Source organism: Alteromonas stellipolaris, assembly GCF_001562115.1.
Classification (GTDB): Bacteria; Pseudomonadota; Gammaproteobacteria; order Enterobacterales; family Alteromonadaceae; genus Alteromonas; species Alteromonas stellipolaris.
This window is the reverse complement of sequence record NZ_CP013926.1, coordinates 1999997-2013552: the sequence shown is the minus strand read 5'-3', so window position 1 is coordinate 2013552 and position 13556 is coordinate 1999997. Positions and strand designations below refer to the sequence as shown.

Sequence of the window (13556 nt, the reverse complement as noted above, 5' to 3'; positions counted from 1 at the left end):
TGAAGCACACAGATGTAATCTAGTGCGACACTTTTTGTCGCATGTGTTATTTATGCTGAAAAGCGATTCCAATATTAGGTCGATGACTTTGAGCGCATTTCAGCGAAAATTAGTACGCCTTGTGTGCCTCTAATGTGGTTGGTTTGCACTAATGGATTTTTCAAAGCATGAATTAACGCATCACAAAGCGTTTCATCACTTTGAGCCACGCCAACGCCAAGGGCGGTATCACCTTCAAGTGATAGAATGTGGCTAAAATCGTTGATATCTACATTGATGTAACCTGTGCTGGTTAGCATGGTTAGCATGGTTTTCGTGGCGAAGGGCAGGAGCACTGAATCTAAAACGCACTATCTAAAAGGCACTATCTAAAAAGGGACTTTGGTTATCACTTTGCCATCTACCGCACGAAACATTTCTTTATGTTCTTTCCAGTAGCCGCTTACCGTAACCCTAACGGTAATAGGCCCTTGTTCAATATTCATAAAGTAAAAGCCATGATAGCCTGCAAAAGGCGTTGTGAAAGCGCCGCTTTGGGTAGTACCTTCACCTCTGGCGTAGGCCATTTCAAACCCTTCAGGGTAGTTCGTAGCGTCTTGGCTTGAGGGGTGGCCATGAAAATCGTAATACACGCCTTCGCCACTAGGATTGAGTACTTCCCAGCTATACACGAATGTACTATCAGCGGGCATAATGAATTTATGTTCTATTTCGCCGTAGTCTTCAATTTCAATATCAAAGGTTTCTGATTTAAACGGTGTATCTTCAAGGTGAATAAGCCCCTGTACCGACTCGTTTATGCGCTCGGGGGTGGGATCGTATTCGCCAATGTTAAATGACAACGTTAAGTCTTGTGCATCAAAACGATTAGTGTTTTTTTCTTGTGAAAGCTCAGTTTCTGTCGCATCATTTTTAGCGATGTTCACAAGGCCGAGTGTACTGCCTAAACCTGTAGGGTCGATGCCATATTCTGCGGGCAAAATAGCCACCACTAAAATAGCGCCAGCGGCGACGGTGGTGAGTATTATTTTGTTCAACAATGTCATTATTTATTTTTCCTTCACTGCGTTTTTTTCTCGCCGTACTATTAATGCTTTCTTTTGTCGTTATCTGTACTGTTTTTTAAGCATTTTTCAGGGCATCTTTTATGCTATTGGCTTTCCCCAAATGCATTACTTAAATGCGTTACCCAATAAATATCTCAAGCATGTCTCTTACATGTCAGCGCAACAAATAGCCGGAATGTGCATGCCGAACAATACAAGCCCAGCTCCAAATAGCCCTATATTTACAGTGTTTGAAATAGCTAGGTAGTGAGGCTGCTTACGTAACCAAGATAAGCTACTAAGCAAAATTACAAGAGCCAACAATTGGCCAATTTCGACACCCAAGTTAAATGCCAGCATGTTAGGTAATAGTCCGTTCGCTGACAGCGTTAAGTCTTGTAATTTACTTGAAAGCCCAAAACCATGGGCTAACCCAAAACCAAATACGGCTATTTTAGGGTTTAAAAAGCGAAACTCGCTTAGGTTTTCTAGAGCTTTATAACAAATAGACAAACCAATGATGGCATCAATAAGATAGGGGTTTACGTGAAGGCCAGACAGCACGCCAACCAGCAGTGTTATGGAGTGCCCTAAAGCAAAAAGGCTGACAAATATGGCTATATCGCGAAATTTCGATAAGAAGAAAATGACCCCCACAAGATAAAGCAGGTGGTCGTAGCCAGTTACCATATGTTTGGCGCCCAAATACATAAAAGGCCAAACGTGAACACCGAAGGCATTGGCTATAAAGCCTTGATCTTGTTGTGCTACACCATGGGCGAATACCCCCGGCGAAGCTAACAGTCCAGCTAAAAGCCCAGCTAAAAGAAAAGCTGACAGAGCCCGTGCACACATCAACCTCGTCAATTAGGGAGTTTCCACATAAGGGATGAAGCGCCCTAAAATAATAACGCAGGTCCACAATAACAGTGACAACCAGGCTACCACATAGGCATTTTTACCTAATTGAGCTGGTGTATTTAAGGCACGAGCAGACAAGGGCATACTAGCCATTTGCGGTTTAATACATTTTATAAAGTACAAGGTGTTAATGCCCGCCAATACAATGCAGGCCATTTTTGCCCCAAACGCAATATTCACAAGGTATCTGTCAGAGTCGCCTATAACAAAAAGCAAACCCGAAATCATATTGATAGCGAAACCGATTAACGCCCAACGTAAAAACACGTCTACCTGCTTGATAGGCACTGCCTTAGCAAAGCCCACCATTCGTAAATCAACTACAAGCAGCGAACCAAAAAGTAAACATAGCCCTAAAAAATGTGCCATTTCTAAGACTGGGAACACGACGGCATTGTCCATAACAAAACCGCTGACAGGGCTAGCATTAAGGGTGTCGATAACCCACGAAAGTAATGAATTCATAGGTAACCTCCTTAAGACATATAGCCAATTAAACGGCCAGCAATTATAGCGGCCACCCAACTGACCATGGCAATAGCGGAAAGCTTTTTGTGCTTAGTCGACACAATATCAGCCTGTTTAATACAAATGGCGACTAACCGCCAAGTAAGTACAAGGCCAGCAATAACCAATAGAATTTTAATGCGAAATGCCCAGTTGAAATAAAGCTCTGATGCATTTCCACAAAATAGCGCCATCCCTGAAACTAAATTGATGCCAAACCCAACTAAAGCAACATTCCAGTAGCTTGCCATTGCAGTAACCGGAATGACTGAAGCGAAGCCTAGCACGCGAAGGGTTAACATTAACGCTATGCCCACCATGGTAGCCATGCCTATTGCGTGTAAGGACAGCACAATAGGGTAGCCCCACTGTGTACTTGATATGGTTTGACCTACCTTTGAATCTTCAAGCTTGTAAAGCGTGCTCATTACAGATTGACTGATTACGTTGCCGCTTTTTAAATCTCCGCTTTTTGAAACGCCATCACCCGAAACTCCGTTACCTGTAGCTTCGTTGTCAGGTGTTGTGGCGCTGGGGTCAAGATTGCCTGAGCCTCGTTCGGCAGTAAGGTCGTCACAGTCATAGGGCTGATAGCTGTCTTGTGTAAAGGTTACTTCATCTGAACCTGTCATCGGTGCTTTAAGATAAAGCGGGTCGGTAATGGTATATTCACGCTTTAATACCGTACCGTCTTCGTTTAGAGAGAAGCGTTCCACAATCACGAGCTCACTGCTGTTTTTAGCCGGTGAGGGTGGGCCACCATTGCCCCTAGGGCCTCCTGGTGGGCCACTTTTTCCATCGGGCGCGCCTTCAGGACGAGGAGGGCGGGCGTTGCCTCCAGGGATGCCACCCATGGGGGCCATCAACCATCCTTCATCAAACCCCGTAGTGGTTACCACTAATGTATTTCCTTCCCACACACCGGTTGAAAACCCTGCGCGATTAGCTTCGTAATTTGAGGGCATTACGGTGCCATCTAGGTAAATCGTGCGCTCAAGGCTCATAAAGCCGTAAGTTAAGTTTATTTGGGTGCTTGATTGCTCAATCTTATTAACCATAAGATCAAACCACCAATCCATGATGATATTCGTGGGTTTACATTGGTATCTTGGATTTTCATCTTGAGTAGCCCCTTCAACCGCCAAAGCACCAGCTTCGGTTAACTGTGCAAAAGAGCCGCCACCGCCAGGCCTGCTGCCTTCTCTTCGCACCATTGCCCAGTTTCCTTCAATGTTAGGTGTACCGTCTGTGCGAATAATAGGGCGTTGTTCAACAATTTCACTTTGAGTTTGTGATGAAGCGTTATCGTCATCACTGACCACCAAACTACCATCATCGTTAAATACACTATTGCGGGTGGCTGTTATTCCATTTTCAAAAGTAATTTGCTGCATATAACAGGTAGTCGGGTCGTTCCTGTCTGGAGAGCCTAATAGGGTAATAGCACTACCAATTTTGAATTGTTCAGTGTTCCAACCTCTACGTTTAAGTAATGAGCCAGATTGCAGTTCACAACGCATATTAGTCATACTGCCATCGTCGTTCGTAACATCGAAATAGACATAGGCATGAGGGTTTACTAACCGTACCCGAGTAATGTCGCCAGACAACTCAATTGTTTTATTAGTTTCGAATTGCCCACTACTTCCATGATGGGCAAAGGCCACACTCGGTATAATAAGCGCTACAAGTACACATAGGCATCGTAGATTCCACATTGATGTTGATCCTTCCCACTTAAAAAAAAATCGTCATGCGAGCAGCTTCTCGCTGACTGAATATCGATGAAAAAAGCAGACATGCTAGTAATGTAAAGATCATAAAGTAAACTCGCAACGCTCGCCATTGAGGAAATGTAAAGACTAGTTAAATCCTTCCAAAAGCGCTGCCTTAAAGCGGTCACTGTCATCAGTCATGGTTGAGATCAAGTGGTTTATCAGCCACTGTGATTGATTATTATCTATATTTTCAGAATTCTGTTTATACCTGCATCCCATTTATCTATCGCCCTTAAAAAACTATATTCCCTCGCATCGGGGAAATCTCAGCTGTTTTCCGTTTTTAAGGAGTGCTTTTATATGACCACAGCCACAGCCACAGTGCACTATCATGTCAAAACTAACGAAGTTCAGGCATTTCATTTCGATGTGGATGGCATTGTTGGGAATTTGATTTCGCCAGAGTTAATTTCAGCCAAAGTGCCTGTTACTGATATACGAAAAAAAACGTGTTCAGTGAATTTCGATGAAGATGGGATCACTTTCATAAACGCACCAACCAAGGTACATGCGTTTGATGAATCTAGAGCGTGGGCGAGCGATTATGAAAGTGAGCTTACAGCCATTCTGCAGCAGCAGATAAAAGCAAAAGAAGTGATTGTTTTCGACCACACAGTACGAATTGACGACCCAATTGCTACGCGAAGACCCGCCCGCAATGTTCACAATGATTACAGTGAAGGTGGGGTGGGAAAGCGTTTGGTTGATATTTTGGGTGTGCAAAGGGCGCAAGAATTTCAGCAAGAGCATTTTGGCTTTGTAAATGTTTGGCGCCCAGTGGAATATAAAATTCCTTCTTCTCCCTTAGGGTTTATTTGCCCTCGTTCGATGGAAGCAGACGATTGGATGAACATAGAGTTAGAATACCCCGACCGTAAAGGGCAAATTTTAGGGGTGGCAGAAAACAAAGGGCACGAGTGGTTCTATCAATCAGAAATGACACCCGAAGAAGCGATTATCTTTAATATTTACGATAATCGTGGAAGGCCTCACTTGGCACATAGTGCGCTAGATATGGAAGGCGATACTGCTGTAACCAAACCTCGTAAGAGTATTGAAACCAGAACCCTTGTGCGTTATTAGATTACTTGTGGCATGGCACGTAAGCGGACAGCAAAAAAGTGGTGATGTATAAGACGAGATAACTGCGTTTTTAAGCGTTGAGGTATTTATCTAACACTTCAAGCAACTTTTCTTTTCTTATTGGCTTGCTAACATGGTCGTCCATGCCTGCATTTAAACAAGCATCTATGTCCTGCTGCATAGCGTTCGCTGTTAAGGCGATAATAGGCAAGGTGCCATTCATTTGATGGCGTATAACCCGAGTGGCCTCGTATCCATCCATCTCTGGCATTTGAATATCCATTAAAATAGCATCAAACGACTGTTGAGATAACTTGTGAATAGCATCGTTTCCGTTGGCAACACGAAGTATTTGTAGGTTTGTGGAATTTAGCATTGCGGTTATAACTTCAACGTTTATGTCATTGTCTTCGGCCAAAAGCACCCGTGTTTTTTGGAACTGTGTAATTAACTGCGTGGCTTCTTGATTGTGGATGTATTCGTCACCGATTGAATGACTCAATTCTAACGTAAAGTAAAAGCGGGCACCTTTGCCCATGTCGCTATCCACATGAAGTTTAGAATTCATTTGCTCTAATAGTTTGTTGCAAATGTTCAAACCTAGCCCTGAACCACCATACTTTCGTGCGGTTGAGCTTTCAGCTTGAATGAATGGCTGAAACAAGTTTTCTTGTTGAGACTTGCTAATACCAATACCGTTGTCCTGTACCCATACGTCGAATAGGCAGTGGGTGTCGTCTTTCTGTTTAACTTTTATGCCTATTTCTATATCCCCTGCGCTTGAAAATTTGATCGCATTGCTAATTAGGTTGGCAAGCACTTGTTTGAGCCTAAGTTCATCAAAAATCATTTCTTTTGGAAGATTTTTGTCGATATTTAGCTTAATGGTTAACCCCTTATTGCTTGCCTGCGCGTGGAATATATCAAGTAGCTTTCGTATGCTTTGACGTAAGTTATAAGGGCCGTAATCTAGGGTCAGCTTGCCTGCTTCAATTTTAGAGAAATCGAGCAAGTCATTAATAATCTGCAGAAGCATTTCAGATGAGTTAACAATTTGGCTTGTTAGCTTTTTAGTTTGTCTATCTTCTAACTTGTCTGTTAGCACTTGCCCAAAACCAATGATGGCGTTCAACGGGGTTCTGATTTCGTGACTTATGTTTGAAATAAACTCTGTTTTAAGCCTGCTATGAAGTTCGGCTTTTTCCTTCGCTGATATGTAGAGGGCATTAGTCTTGCGCGCCTTTTTTAGCAAAATTAAAATAATAACCAATGTAACAAGTGCTAATACAATAAAAATCACCAGCCATCGAGTGAAGAGTTTTTGCGTTTGCTGGGTGTCTTCTTTAGCCTTAAGTAGCTCTGAAATGACAAGATTTTCTTTTTCTAGTAACGTCGTTTTTTCTTTTTGTTGCTGTATTTCATAAACCAAGTTTGCACTTTCTAACAGCTCTAAATCTTCGTATTTTTTAGCTTCAAGATATTCGTTATGGTAGGTTTGGTATTCTTTGTACGCCGTTTCAAAATCACCTTCTTTAGCGGTAATTTGTGACGCGAGCTTTTCAAGTTCGGCCCGCCATGTGGTCTTTTCACCTACGCGGTAATCATCATAGGTACTGCGAGACTGATCAAGCGCCACTCTTGCCTCGCTTAAACGTCCGCGTTCCATCAACGCCTTCGCTTTTAATCTGTAAATTTCGCTATCGTAAAAAGAAGTAGTAAGTGGGTGAGCGGTGACTGTGTCAGCCAGTTTCAACGCTTCTTCAATATTGTCAGTGCGAAAATAGGTAGACGCCATGCCATATAGAGCAATGTATTCGGCATAATTAATGTCTATCTTAGTGTCGGATTCTATGGTCTGTTCAAAATAGGTAATCGCTTTGTCGTAGTTGCCCATATTTCTAAACAAAATACCAATGGCATAAAGGTTGTCACTAACAAGCGGCCATTCTTTTAACGATTTTGCCTCTGCTAAGGATTTCTCGTAGTACTCAAAGGCTATATCGAACGACTTTACTGAGTGGTAATAATCTGCGGCCATATAGTGATAAAGAGCTTTAGCATAGGCAAGGTTATTCTCATGAACCAGTTCGTTTAGGGTGTTTAATAAATTAACGCTTGAAGCAAAAACTTGCCCTTCATTGTATGAAAGGATGAGATACGCAATCGCCATAGCCTTAACAGTCGGGCTGGCAGCGGGAGATTGAATGACTTCACCGAACATCTGATAAGACCGGTCATAATTGGCATTAATGCCAACCATTCTGGCCAGCCCCAACTTTATTATTAACCCATCGCTCGTTTCAGAGACCAAAGATTCAAGAATAGTCATTACATCATCGGGGGCAGTGTGATGTAATTTGAGTTTTAGTTGAACGTATCTGGCCGCGATTTTAGTTTTTTCAAGCGACGTAAAGTTGGAGTTGAGTAATCGTGTTTCTAGCTTCGAGATTACTTCGCCAATGGGCATAGGGATTTCGGTGTTAACCCTTGAATCTAACGATTCAAGTTCGGCCAGTACATCGGCACACGCCATATAGCTAAAGGCAGAAAGGCTTACGATTGCTATAGCTCTAAGAAAAAATTGGGTAATGGATAGCACAGTATTATCTTACGTCTTGTTAGGTGACTGCTAGGATTGAGCTAACACCAACGAACTAAATTCACTCCTCGCAAATTAGCAAAGATAAAACGCCATGTCTTGAATTTAGCGGAATTAACCGCCAGCTCATTCAAAATTCAGACTTTAGTCTAATAAATTTAACTTGGTTGTTCTCTGTTTCGCTGATGCATTGCTTTGCAATCTGCCCTTCCATGGCTGATAAACCTACAACATGAAAATCATGGTTGAAATTTAATCTTATTACCGAACGAATGTTATGTAGTAGCGACTTTCCGACCCCTCAATGATTAATTCAGATATATGCTTGTTTTATTAACTTTCTAAAAGCAGAATACAGCCACAAAAAAATAGTTGATTCGCCAGATAGTTGGAAGCTTTTATGATTGGATTTTTTAAACCTGCAGCACATAAAACTCGGTTGCCCGAGCAAGATATAGATCCAGTTTACAAAAAGCTTAGATGGCAAATATTCCTAAGTATCTTTGTGGGCTATGCGGGTTACTACCTGGTAAGAAAGAACTTCTCACTGGCCATGCCTTATTTAATTGAAGAACAAGGCTTCACAAAAGGCGAGTTGGGTTTTGCACTGTCTGCGGTTTCTATTGCTTACGGGTTAAGTAAATTTTTAATGGGAAATGTTTCTGATAGAAGCAATCCTAGATACTTTCTAATGACAGGGTTACTACTGTCTTCCTTGGTCATGTTTATTTTTGGTTTTGTTCCATGGGCAACGCAAAGCATCGCGATTATTTTTCTGCTGCTTTTCATTAACGGCTGGGTGCAAGGTATGGGGTGGCCCGCTTGCGGTCGAACCATAGTGCATTGGTACTCTGGAAATGAGCGTGGGCAAGTTGTTTCAGTTTGGAATATAGCGCATAACGTTGGCGGCGGACTCATTGGCCCCTTATTTATTTTGGGAATGGCGTGGTTTAATGATTGGCACAGCGCTTTTTATGTACCTGCAACTTTCGCCGCATTAATTGCTGGTTTTGTATTTCTAACTTTACGAGATACACCGCAAAGCTGCGGTTTGCCGCCCATTGAAGAGCATCGCAATGACTATCCCCTCGATTATGAAGAAAAGCATGAGCAAGAACTCAGTGCTAAAGAAATTTTTGTTACCTACGTATTAAACAACAAACTCTTGTGGTTTATCGCTATTGCAAATGCGTTTGTCTATCTCATTCGGTATGGCGTTTTAGATTGGGCGCCGACTTATTTGTCAGAGGTAAAAGACTTTTCCTTCGAACATAGTTCATGGGCGTACTTTCTGTATGAGTGGGCGGGTATTCCAGGTACGCTGTTATGCGGTTACATCAGCGACAAATGGTTTAAAGGGCGTCGTTCGCCAGCAGCAATTTTGTACATGGTGTTAGTGCTGATTGCAGTACTTGTGTATTGGTTTAATCCTGCCGGAAATCCCTCTGTAGATATGGCTGCACTAATGGCTATTGGCTTTTTAATCTATGGGCCCGTTATGTTAATAGGGTTATACGCGTTAGAGTTAGTACCGAAGAAAGCCGCAGGTACGGCAGCCGGGTTAACAGGGCTGTTTGGGTACCTTGGTGGTGCTGTTATCGCCAACATTGCCTTAGGTTTTACCGTCGATTATTTTGGTTGGAATGGCGGGTTTATACTTCTTACTGGTGGGTGTATTTGTGCCATTGTGCTAATCGGCTTTACGGTTAAACATGAGATTGCGCATTTAAAAAGTAAAGAAACGTCTTCAGTAAGCTAGGTGATAACGTTTATCTATCGCGTGATATTGTAGTATTTAGTTGTATTTAAATCTGGCAGCAGGTTAATCATGAGCAAGATAGAAATAGCAAACAAAGCGAATATCGTCATATTAGGCGCTGGGAGTATCGGATGTTATTTAGGAGGTTGTTTGCTGTCTATTGGCGCGAATGTCACCTTAATTGGCCGTGCAAGGCTTAAAGATCAAATTGCGAATGGCGGCTTAACGTTAACCGATTGGCGCGGCAGGAATACAAAACTTAAACCGGCCGACGTTAATTTTACTGAAAGTGCCGAGGTAATGGCGCGCGCTGATTACATTTTAGTGTGCGTAAAAAGTGGTGATACTCAAGAGGCCGCTTCGCTTATTGCGCAATATGAAAATAGTGATCCGTTGAAGGATAATCCGGTTGTCATCAGCTTTCAAAACGGCGTAAGAAACGGACGAGTGCTATCAGAATGCTTACCGAATTATACGGTCATGAAAGGCATGGTTCCATTTAACGTGCTGGGGCAGGGCGACGGGCATTTTCATTGTGGCACAGAAGGCGATTTGTGTATTGGGGATAAATCAGGACAAGCGAAAGACCTAGTGGGCCTGCTCGAAATGGCTAATTTACCGGTGAAGGTGTTTAAGGATTTATCCAGCGTGCAGTGGGGCAAGCTGCTTATGAACTTGAATAACGCCGTTAATGCACTTTCTGGTAGGCCGTTGCTTGAGCAGTTGAATGACAGTGCCTATCGAAAGGTGATGGCGGTAGTCTTAAAAGAGGCATTAGCGACAATGAAAGCGGCTGGTATTGAGCCGGCTAAAACAGGGAAGGTCATCCCTAAGCTTATGCCCTACATTATGTCATTGCCTAACTTCTTGTTTGAAAAAGTGGCTGCTGCCACGTTAAAAATTGACCCTCAGGCACGCTCATCTATGTATGAAGATTTAGCGCTGAATAGAAAAACAGAGGTTGATTATCTCAATGGCGAAATTGTTGCGTTAGGTGAAGCCCATCACGTGAGCACCCCCGCCAACACCGCAATTTTAAAACTTATTAAAGCGGCTGAAAGTGCAAATGATGGGTCGCCTATGTTAAGTGCAGCCGCATTACAACACGCGATAGCAGTTAACTAGCCTATCGTTATTAATCGTCTTGAAGATCCTTAATGTCGTCAATAATCTTGTTAAGCCTTTTCAACAAGTGTGACTTTTGTTTAGCGGTCATTGTTTTAACCAATTCATCGGCCAAAGACAAATAAGCTTCTCGGTTTGCCTTTCTGCGCGCTAAGTATTCTTCGGTGCGGTAGTCATCGGGGTGAGTCAGTAGATGGGTCAGCTTCTGCTGAAATGCTTCTGTGTTTTGCTTGCTTGCAAATAGTCGGCGGGCTTCATCCTGCATGGTTATTCGGTATTCAAGCCAGTTTCCACGGGTACGGGCAAAGTGAGGAGCGGCGTTCGCCACCATGGCTTTTTGCTCATCAGTCAAATCACCCAAATTTTCTTCAAAACCTTCCTCAAAATTCTCAATTAACTTTTCAAGCCTTTCACTTTCAGACATTGAGTCGTACTCATGAAGCTCTTCTTGCTCTTCGTCATTTTCTTTTTGGATGGCAGCAAACAAATAAATAACTTGGTCGTCGCTTAAGCGGGAAGCGAGTTCTGCTAACTCAGGCGCTAGTTTTGAACGTAAGGTCATTACGTGTTCATTAGCCTGATTTAGATGATTGGCAATGACAGCTTTGTTTAACTTATCTTGTTTTATCTCTTCGGTAATCTGCTCTAGTTGGGCTAAATATAAAGCCAACTGTTCTTCTCTGTGCCAATCAATCCACCCTTCAAGCTTAATATCGAAAATAGCTTCTTGTGAATCGTTAAGCTCTACATAATCGTCCATGTACCAATAAATAAGCCAATCGAGGTTATTGTATGCAAGCTTAGACGAGCACCCTGTGAGTACTAAGAAGCCAAGAACAAGCCATAACTTTTTCATCTTTTAATCCGTTGTAGATGTAGCTATACGCTACTGATAGATAAATTAATTACCGAGCACTAATTGTTCTTAGTAATTTAGCGGCCTTTTGGATTTCAAAATCGATGAATCGCTGCTGAATTTCTATGGCAGCGCCACACATGATATCTGGAGATTCAAGAAAATCTTTAGGCGCTACTACCACCTCAAAATGTGCCTTACTGCTATCCTTCATGTCTTTAACTAAATTCGTGATGATGTCATCACTTTTTTCATCAGAATACAAAGAGGGGCTTAGCTGCTGATGAGCAATAAGTTTTGCCAATGCCTCAAGCTCAAGTGCCTTTACTTCGCTCGATAGCTGAGCTTCATTTCCGGCATGGTGTTCTAGCGGCACCTCATCGGGATACACAAATGCGGCGCAGGCAAGGGGATATTGCCCTTGAAGTTCTTGCATTTGTTTTATCATCACATGCCAATAATCAACGATGTCGGCATCACTACCATGGGCGATATAATGGGTAATTCTTTCTTCTAGCGCCGCTCGTGCTCGGGTTGCAATAGCATTAATAGAAGCGCCTTCCCGTAAACCCTCTTCATTTATAGCGACAATTCGATAGTAGGTATCTGGATCTTTTTCTTTCATGGCAACCAAGTAGGCATGAGTCAATAAACCAGATTCTACTGCTTGCGTGTTTATTTCGCTTTCGTCTTCATAGCCACTGAACCCGTAGGCGCTACTGTCCACTACTTTACTGACAATACCTGCTCGTAAAAGTTCTTTGTGAGAAGGAGCCCAAAGTTCAGTATTCGGCGTATTTCGGATTTTTTTCGCAAACCAATTCGGAACATCGGCATCTTTATACGCTTGGTCAAAGGCGGAACTTAACTCTGTGTTGTCATGCATAGACTTGCCGCCTAATGCGGGAGCGTGAAACTCCAACACGCCGTCTTCACCCAATAGCCTTTCTTTTCCAGCTAAATACACAATAGTGCATGCCGAAGAACAAGAGGTTTTCACAAATGTGTTAAGTCCATATTCTTTGACTAAAGCAGCAAGACGAGTCGCGCCAATAAGTCTTCCGCCAATACTGTGTAAGTGTATTGTTGTTATGTTTTCATTCTGTTTCAGTACATCTAGCAGCAGTAGTTCGGAGCCAATTTCTATACCGCCATAAAGTTCTAGCTCGGTGCCCTTATTTAAAACCCTAAACTTGGTTGGTGGATAAGTGGATTCAGCGCCAATTAAAGAGACACTTTCAGTAATAATGGGTACCCCTGACCGATAGAAATCTACAGTGAAATTTATCATTCCTATTACTGTCATTATTATCGCGATTGTTGCCCAACCAGCAGAGCCTCCGCGATGAGGGTGACGGATGGCAGAGCGAATTACGCCAACTGATTGCCAGATAACCACGGGTGTTAACACCACGTACAAAAGCATCATGTAAACACCAAGCTCAGCTCGCGATGATGCACTTTCTATTTTAAGTTCAACAAATGAGCTTAGCGCAAGTGCACCAAGTGTTATTAAAATGCCAACCACCCAATAACTGATAGGTAACGATACTTGGCCTTTCCAAAAACGAATTAGCCAATTTGCATGCAATGCTTCGTCATCGTATTTATTTTTCACGAATGCTGGGCTGTGAGTGGCAGTATTTTGAAGGTGGGAACTATCTTGATGCTGAGACGTTTCGGTTTTACTTGTTAAGGATTGTCTCAAGGCTATTTCCTTGAGCACGGCTGACACTCTATCGGGATATTGCTCTTTGTCGATGTTGGCTAACACATCTGCAAGTTCGGCAAGGCTGTAGTTCGAATAATCAGGAGCTTGCATTAAATACTTCCATGTAGCTTTTATATTATTGGAGATGATATACATTAACGCATTAATAAT

General features: G+C 42.6%; 11 protein-coding genes. 3 read left to right on the top strand and 8 right to left on the bottom strand.

Annotation, left to right across the window (positions count from 1 at the left end; all coding sequences use genetic code 11):
• Positions 1–74 precede the first annotated feature (74 nt).
• From AVL57_RS08490 to AVL57_RS08470, 5 genes are all read right to left on the bottom strand, one after another.
• Entirely contained in the window at positions 75–308 is a 234-nt protein-coding gene (locus AVL57_RS08490) for an FtsZ/tubulin family protein (protein WP_057792931.1), read from the bottom strand.
• Between the two features lie 60 nt (positions 309–368).
• Complete coding sequence (locus AVL57_RS08485; protein WP_057792929.1) at positions 369–1046, bottom strand: hypothetical protein; 678 nt, start codon at positions 1044–1046, stop codon at positions 369–371.
• Between the two features lie 168 nt (positions 1047–1214).
• Positions 1215–1901 (bottom strand): HupE/UreJ family protein, encoded by a 687-nt coding sequence (locus AVL57_RS08480; protein ID WP_057792927.1) that lies wholly within the window; start codon positions 1899–1901, stop codon positions 1215–1217.
• Positions 1902–1913: 12 nt separating this feature from the next.
• Complete coding sequence (locus AVL57_RS08475) at positions 1914–2432, bottom strand: hypothetical protein (protein ID WP_057792925.1); 519 nt, start codon at positions 2430–2432, stop codon at positions 1914–1916.
• 11 nt (positions 2433–2443) lie between these two features.
• Complete coding sequence (locus tag AVL57_RS08470; RefSeq protein WP_057792923.1) at positions 2444–4192, bottom strand: DUF6152 family protein; 1749 nt, start codon at positions 4190–4192, stop codon at positions 2444–2446.
• Positions 4193–4552: 360 nt separating this feature from the next.
• Between AVL57_RS08470 and AVL57_RS08465 the strand changes: the two genes are divergently transcribed.
• Positions 4553–5335, top strand: a complete 783-nt coding sequence (locus AVL57_RS08465) for a CmcJ/NvfI family oxidoreductase (protein ID WP_057792921.1) — start codon at positions 4553–4555, stop codon at positions 5333–5335.
• A 70-nt stretch (positions 5336–5405) separates the two neighbouring features.
• Here the strand turns inward: AVL57_RS08465 and AVL57_RS08460 are convergent, their stop codons facing one another.
• Positions 5406–7934 carry a hybrid sensor histidine kinase/response regulator gene (locus tag AVL57_RS08460; protein ID WP_232363243.1) on the bottom strand — a complete coding sequence of 843 codons (2529 nt, stop codon included), beginning with the start codon at positions 7932–7934 and terminating at the stop codon, positions 5406–5408.
• Positions 7935–8334: 400 nt separating this feature from the next.
• Between AVL57_RS08460 and glpT the strand changes: the two genes are divergently transcribed.
• Together glpT and AVL57_RS08450 are read left to right on the top strand one after the other, a co-directional pair.
• Positions 8335–9693, top strand: a complete 1359-nt coding sequence (gene glpT, locus AVL57_RS08455) for a glycerol-3-phosphate transporter (RefSeq protein ID WP_057792919.1) — start codon at positions 8335–8337, stop codon at positions 9691–9693.
• Between the two features lie 69 nt (positions 9694–9762).
• A complete protein-coding gene (locus AVL57_RS08450) occupies positions 9763–10818 on the top strand; it encodes a 2-dehydropantoate 2-reductase (protein WP_057792917.1) in 1056 nt (351 codons plus the stop codon).
• 10 nt (positions 10819–10828) lie between these two features.
• Here the strand turns inward: AVL57_RS08450 and AVL57_RS08445 are convergent, their stop codons facing one another.
• Together AVL57_RS08445 and AVL57_RS08440 are read right to left on the bottom strand one after the other, a co-directional pair.
• Positions 10829–11674 (bottom strand): DUF6279 family lipoprotein, encoded by an 846-nt coding sequence (locus tag AVL57_RS08445; protein WP_057792915.1) that lies wholly within the window; start codon positions 11672–11674, stop codon positions 10829–10831.
• Positions 11675–11723: 49 nt separating this feature from the next.
• Positions 11724–13496, bottom strand: coding sequence for a hypothetical protein (locus AVL57_RS08440; protein ID WP_057792913.1), 1773 nt, complete (start codon positions 13494–13496; stop codon positions 11724–11726).
• Positions 13497–13556 lie beyond the last annotated feature (60 nt).

Coding starts and splice junctions, on each gene's coding strand:
- AVL57_RS08480 (WP_057792927.1), bottom strand. CDS start 1,901: ATGTGTGCACGGGCTCTGTCAGCTTTTCTTTTAGCTGGGCTTTTAGCT.
- AVL57_RS08470 (WP_057792923.1), bottom strand. CDS start 4,192: ATGTGGAATCTACGATGCCTATGTGTACTTGTAGCGCTTATTATACCG.
- AVL57_RS08485 (WP_057792929.1), bottom strand. CDS start 1,046: ATGACATTGTTGAACAAAATAATACTCACCACCGTCGCCGCTGGCGCT.
- AVL57_RS08490 (WP_057792931.1), bottom strand. CDS start 308: ATGCTAACCATGCTAACCAGCACAGGTTACATCAATGTAGATATCAAC.
- AVL57_RS08440 (WP_057792913.1), bottom strand. CDS start 13,496: ATGCAAGCTCCTGATTATTCGAACTACAGCCTTGCCGAACTTGCAGAT.
- AVL57_RS08465 (WP_057792921.1), top strand. CDS start 4,553: ATGACCACAGCCACAGCCACAGTGCACTATCATGTCAAAACTAACGAA.
- glpT (WP_057792919.1), top strand. CDS start 8,335: ATGATTGGATTTTTTAAACCTGCAGCACATAAAACTCGGTTGCCCGAG.
- AVL57_RS08450 (WP_057792917.1), top strand. CDS start 9,763: ATGAGCAAGATAGAAATAGCAAACAAAGCGAATATCGTCATATTAGGC.
- AVL57_RS08445 (WP_057792915.1), bottom strand. CDS start 11,674: ATGAAAAAGTTATGGCTTGTTCTTGGCTTCTTAGTACTCACAGGGTGC.
- AVL57_RS08475 (WP_057792925.1), bottom strand. CDS start 2,432: ATGAATTCATTACTTTCGTGGGTTATCGACACCCTTAATGCTAGCCCT.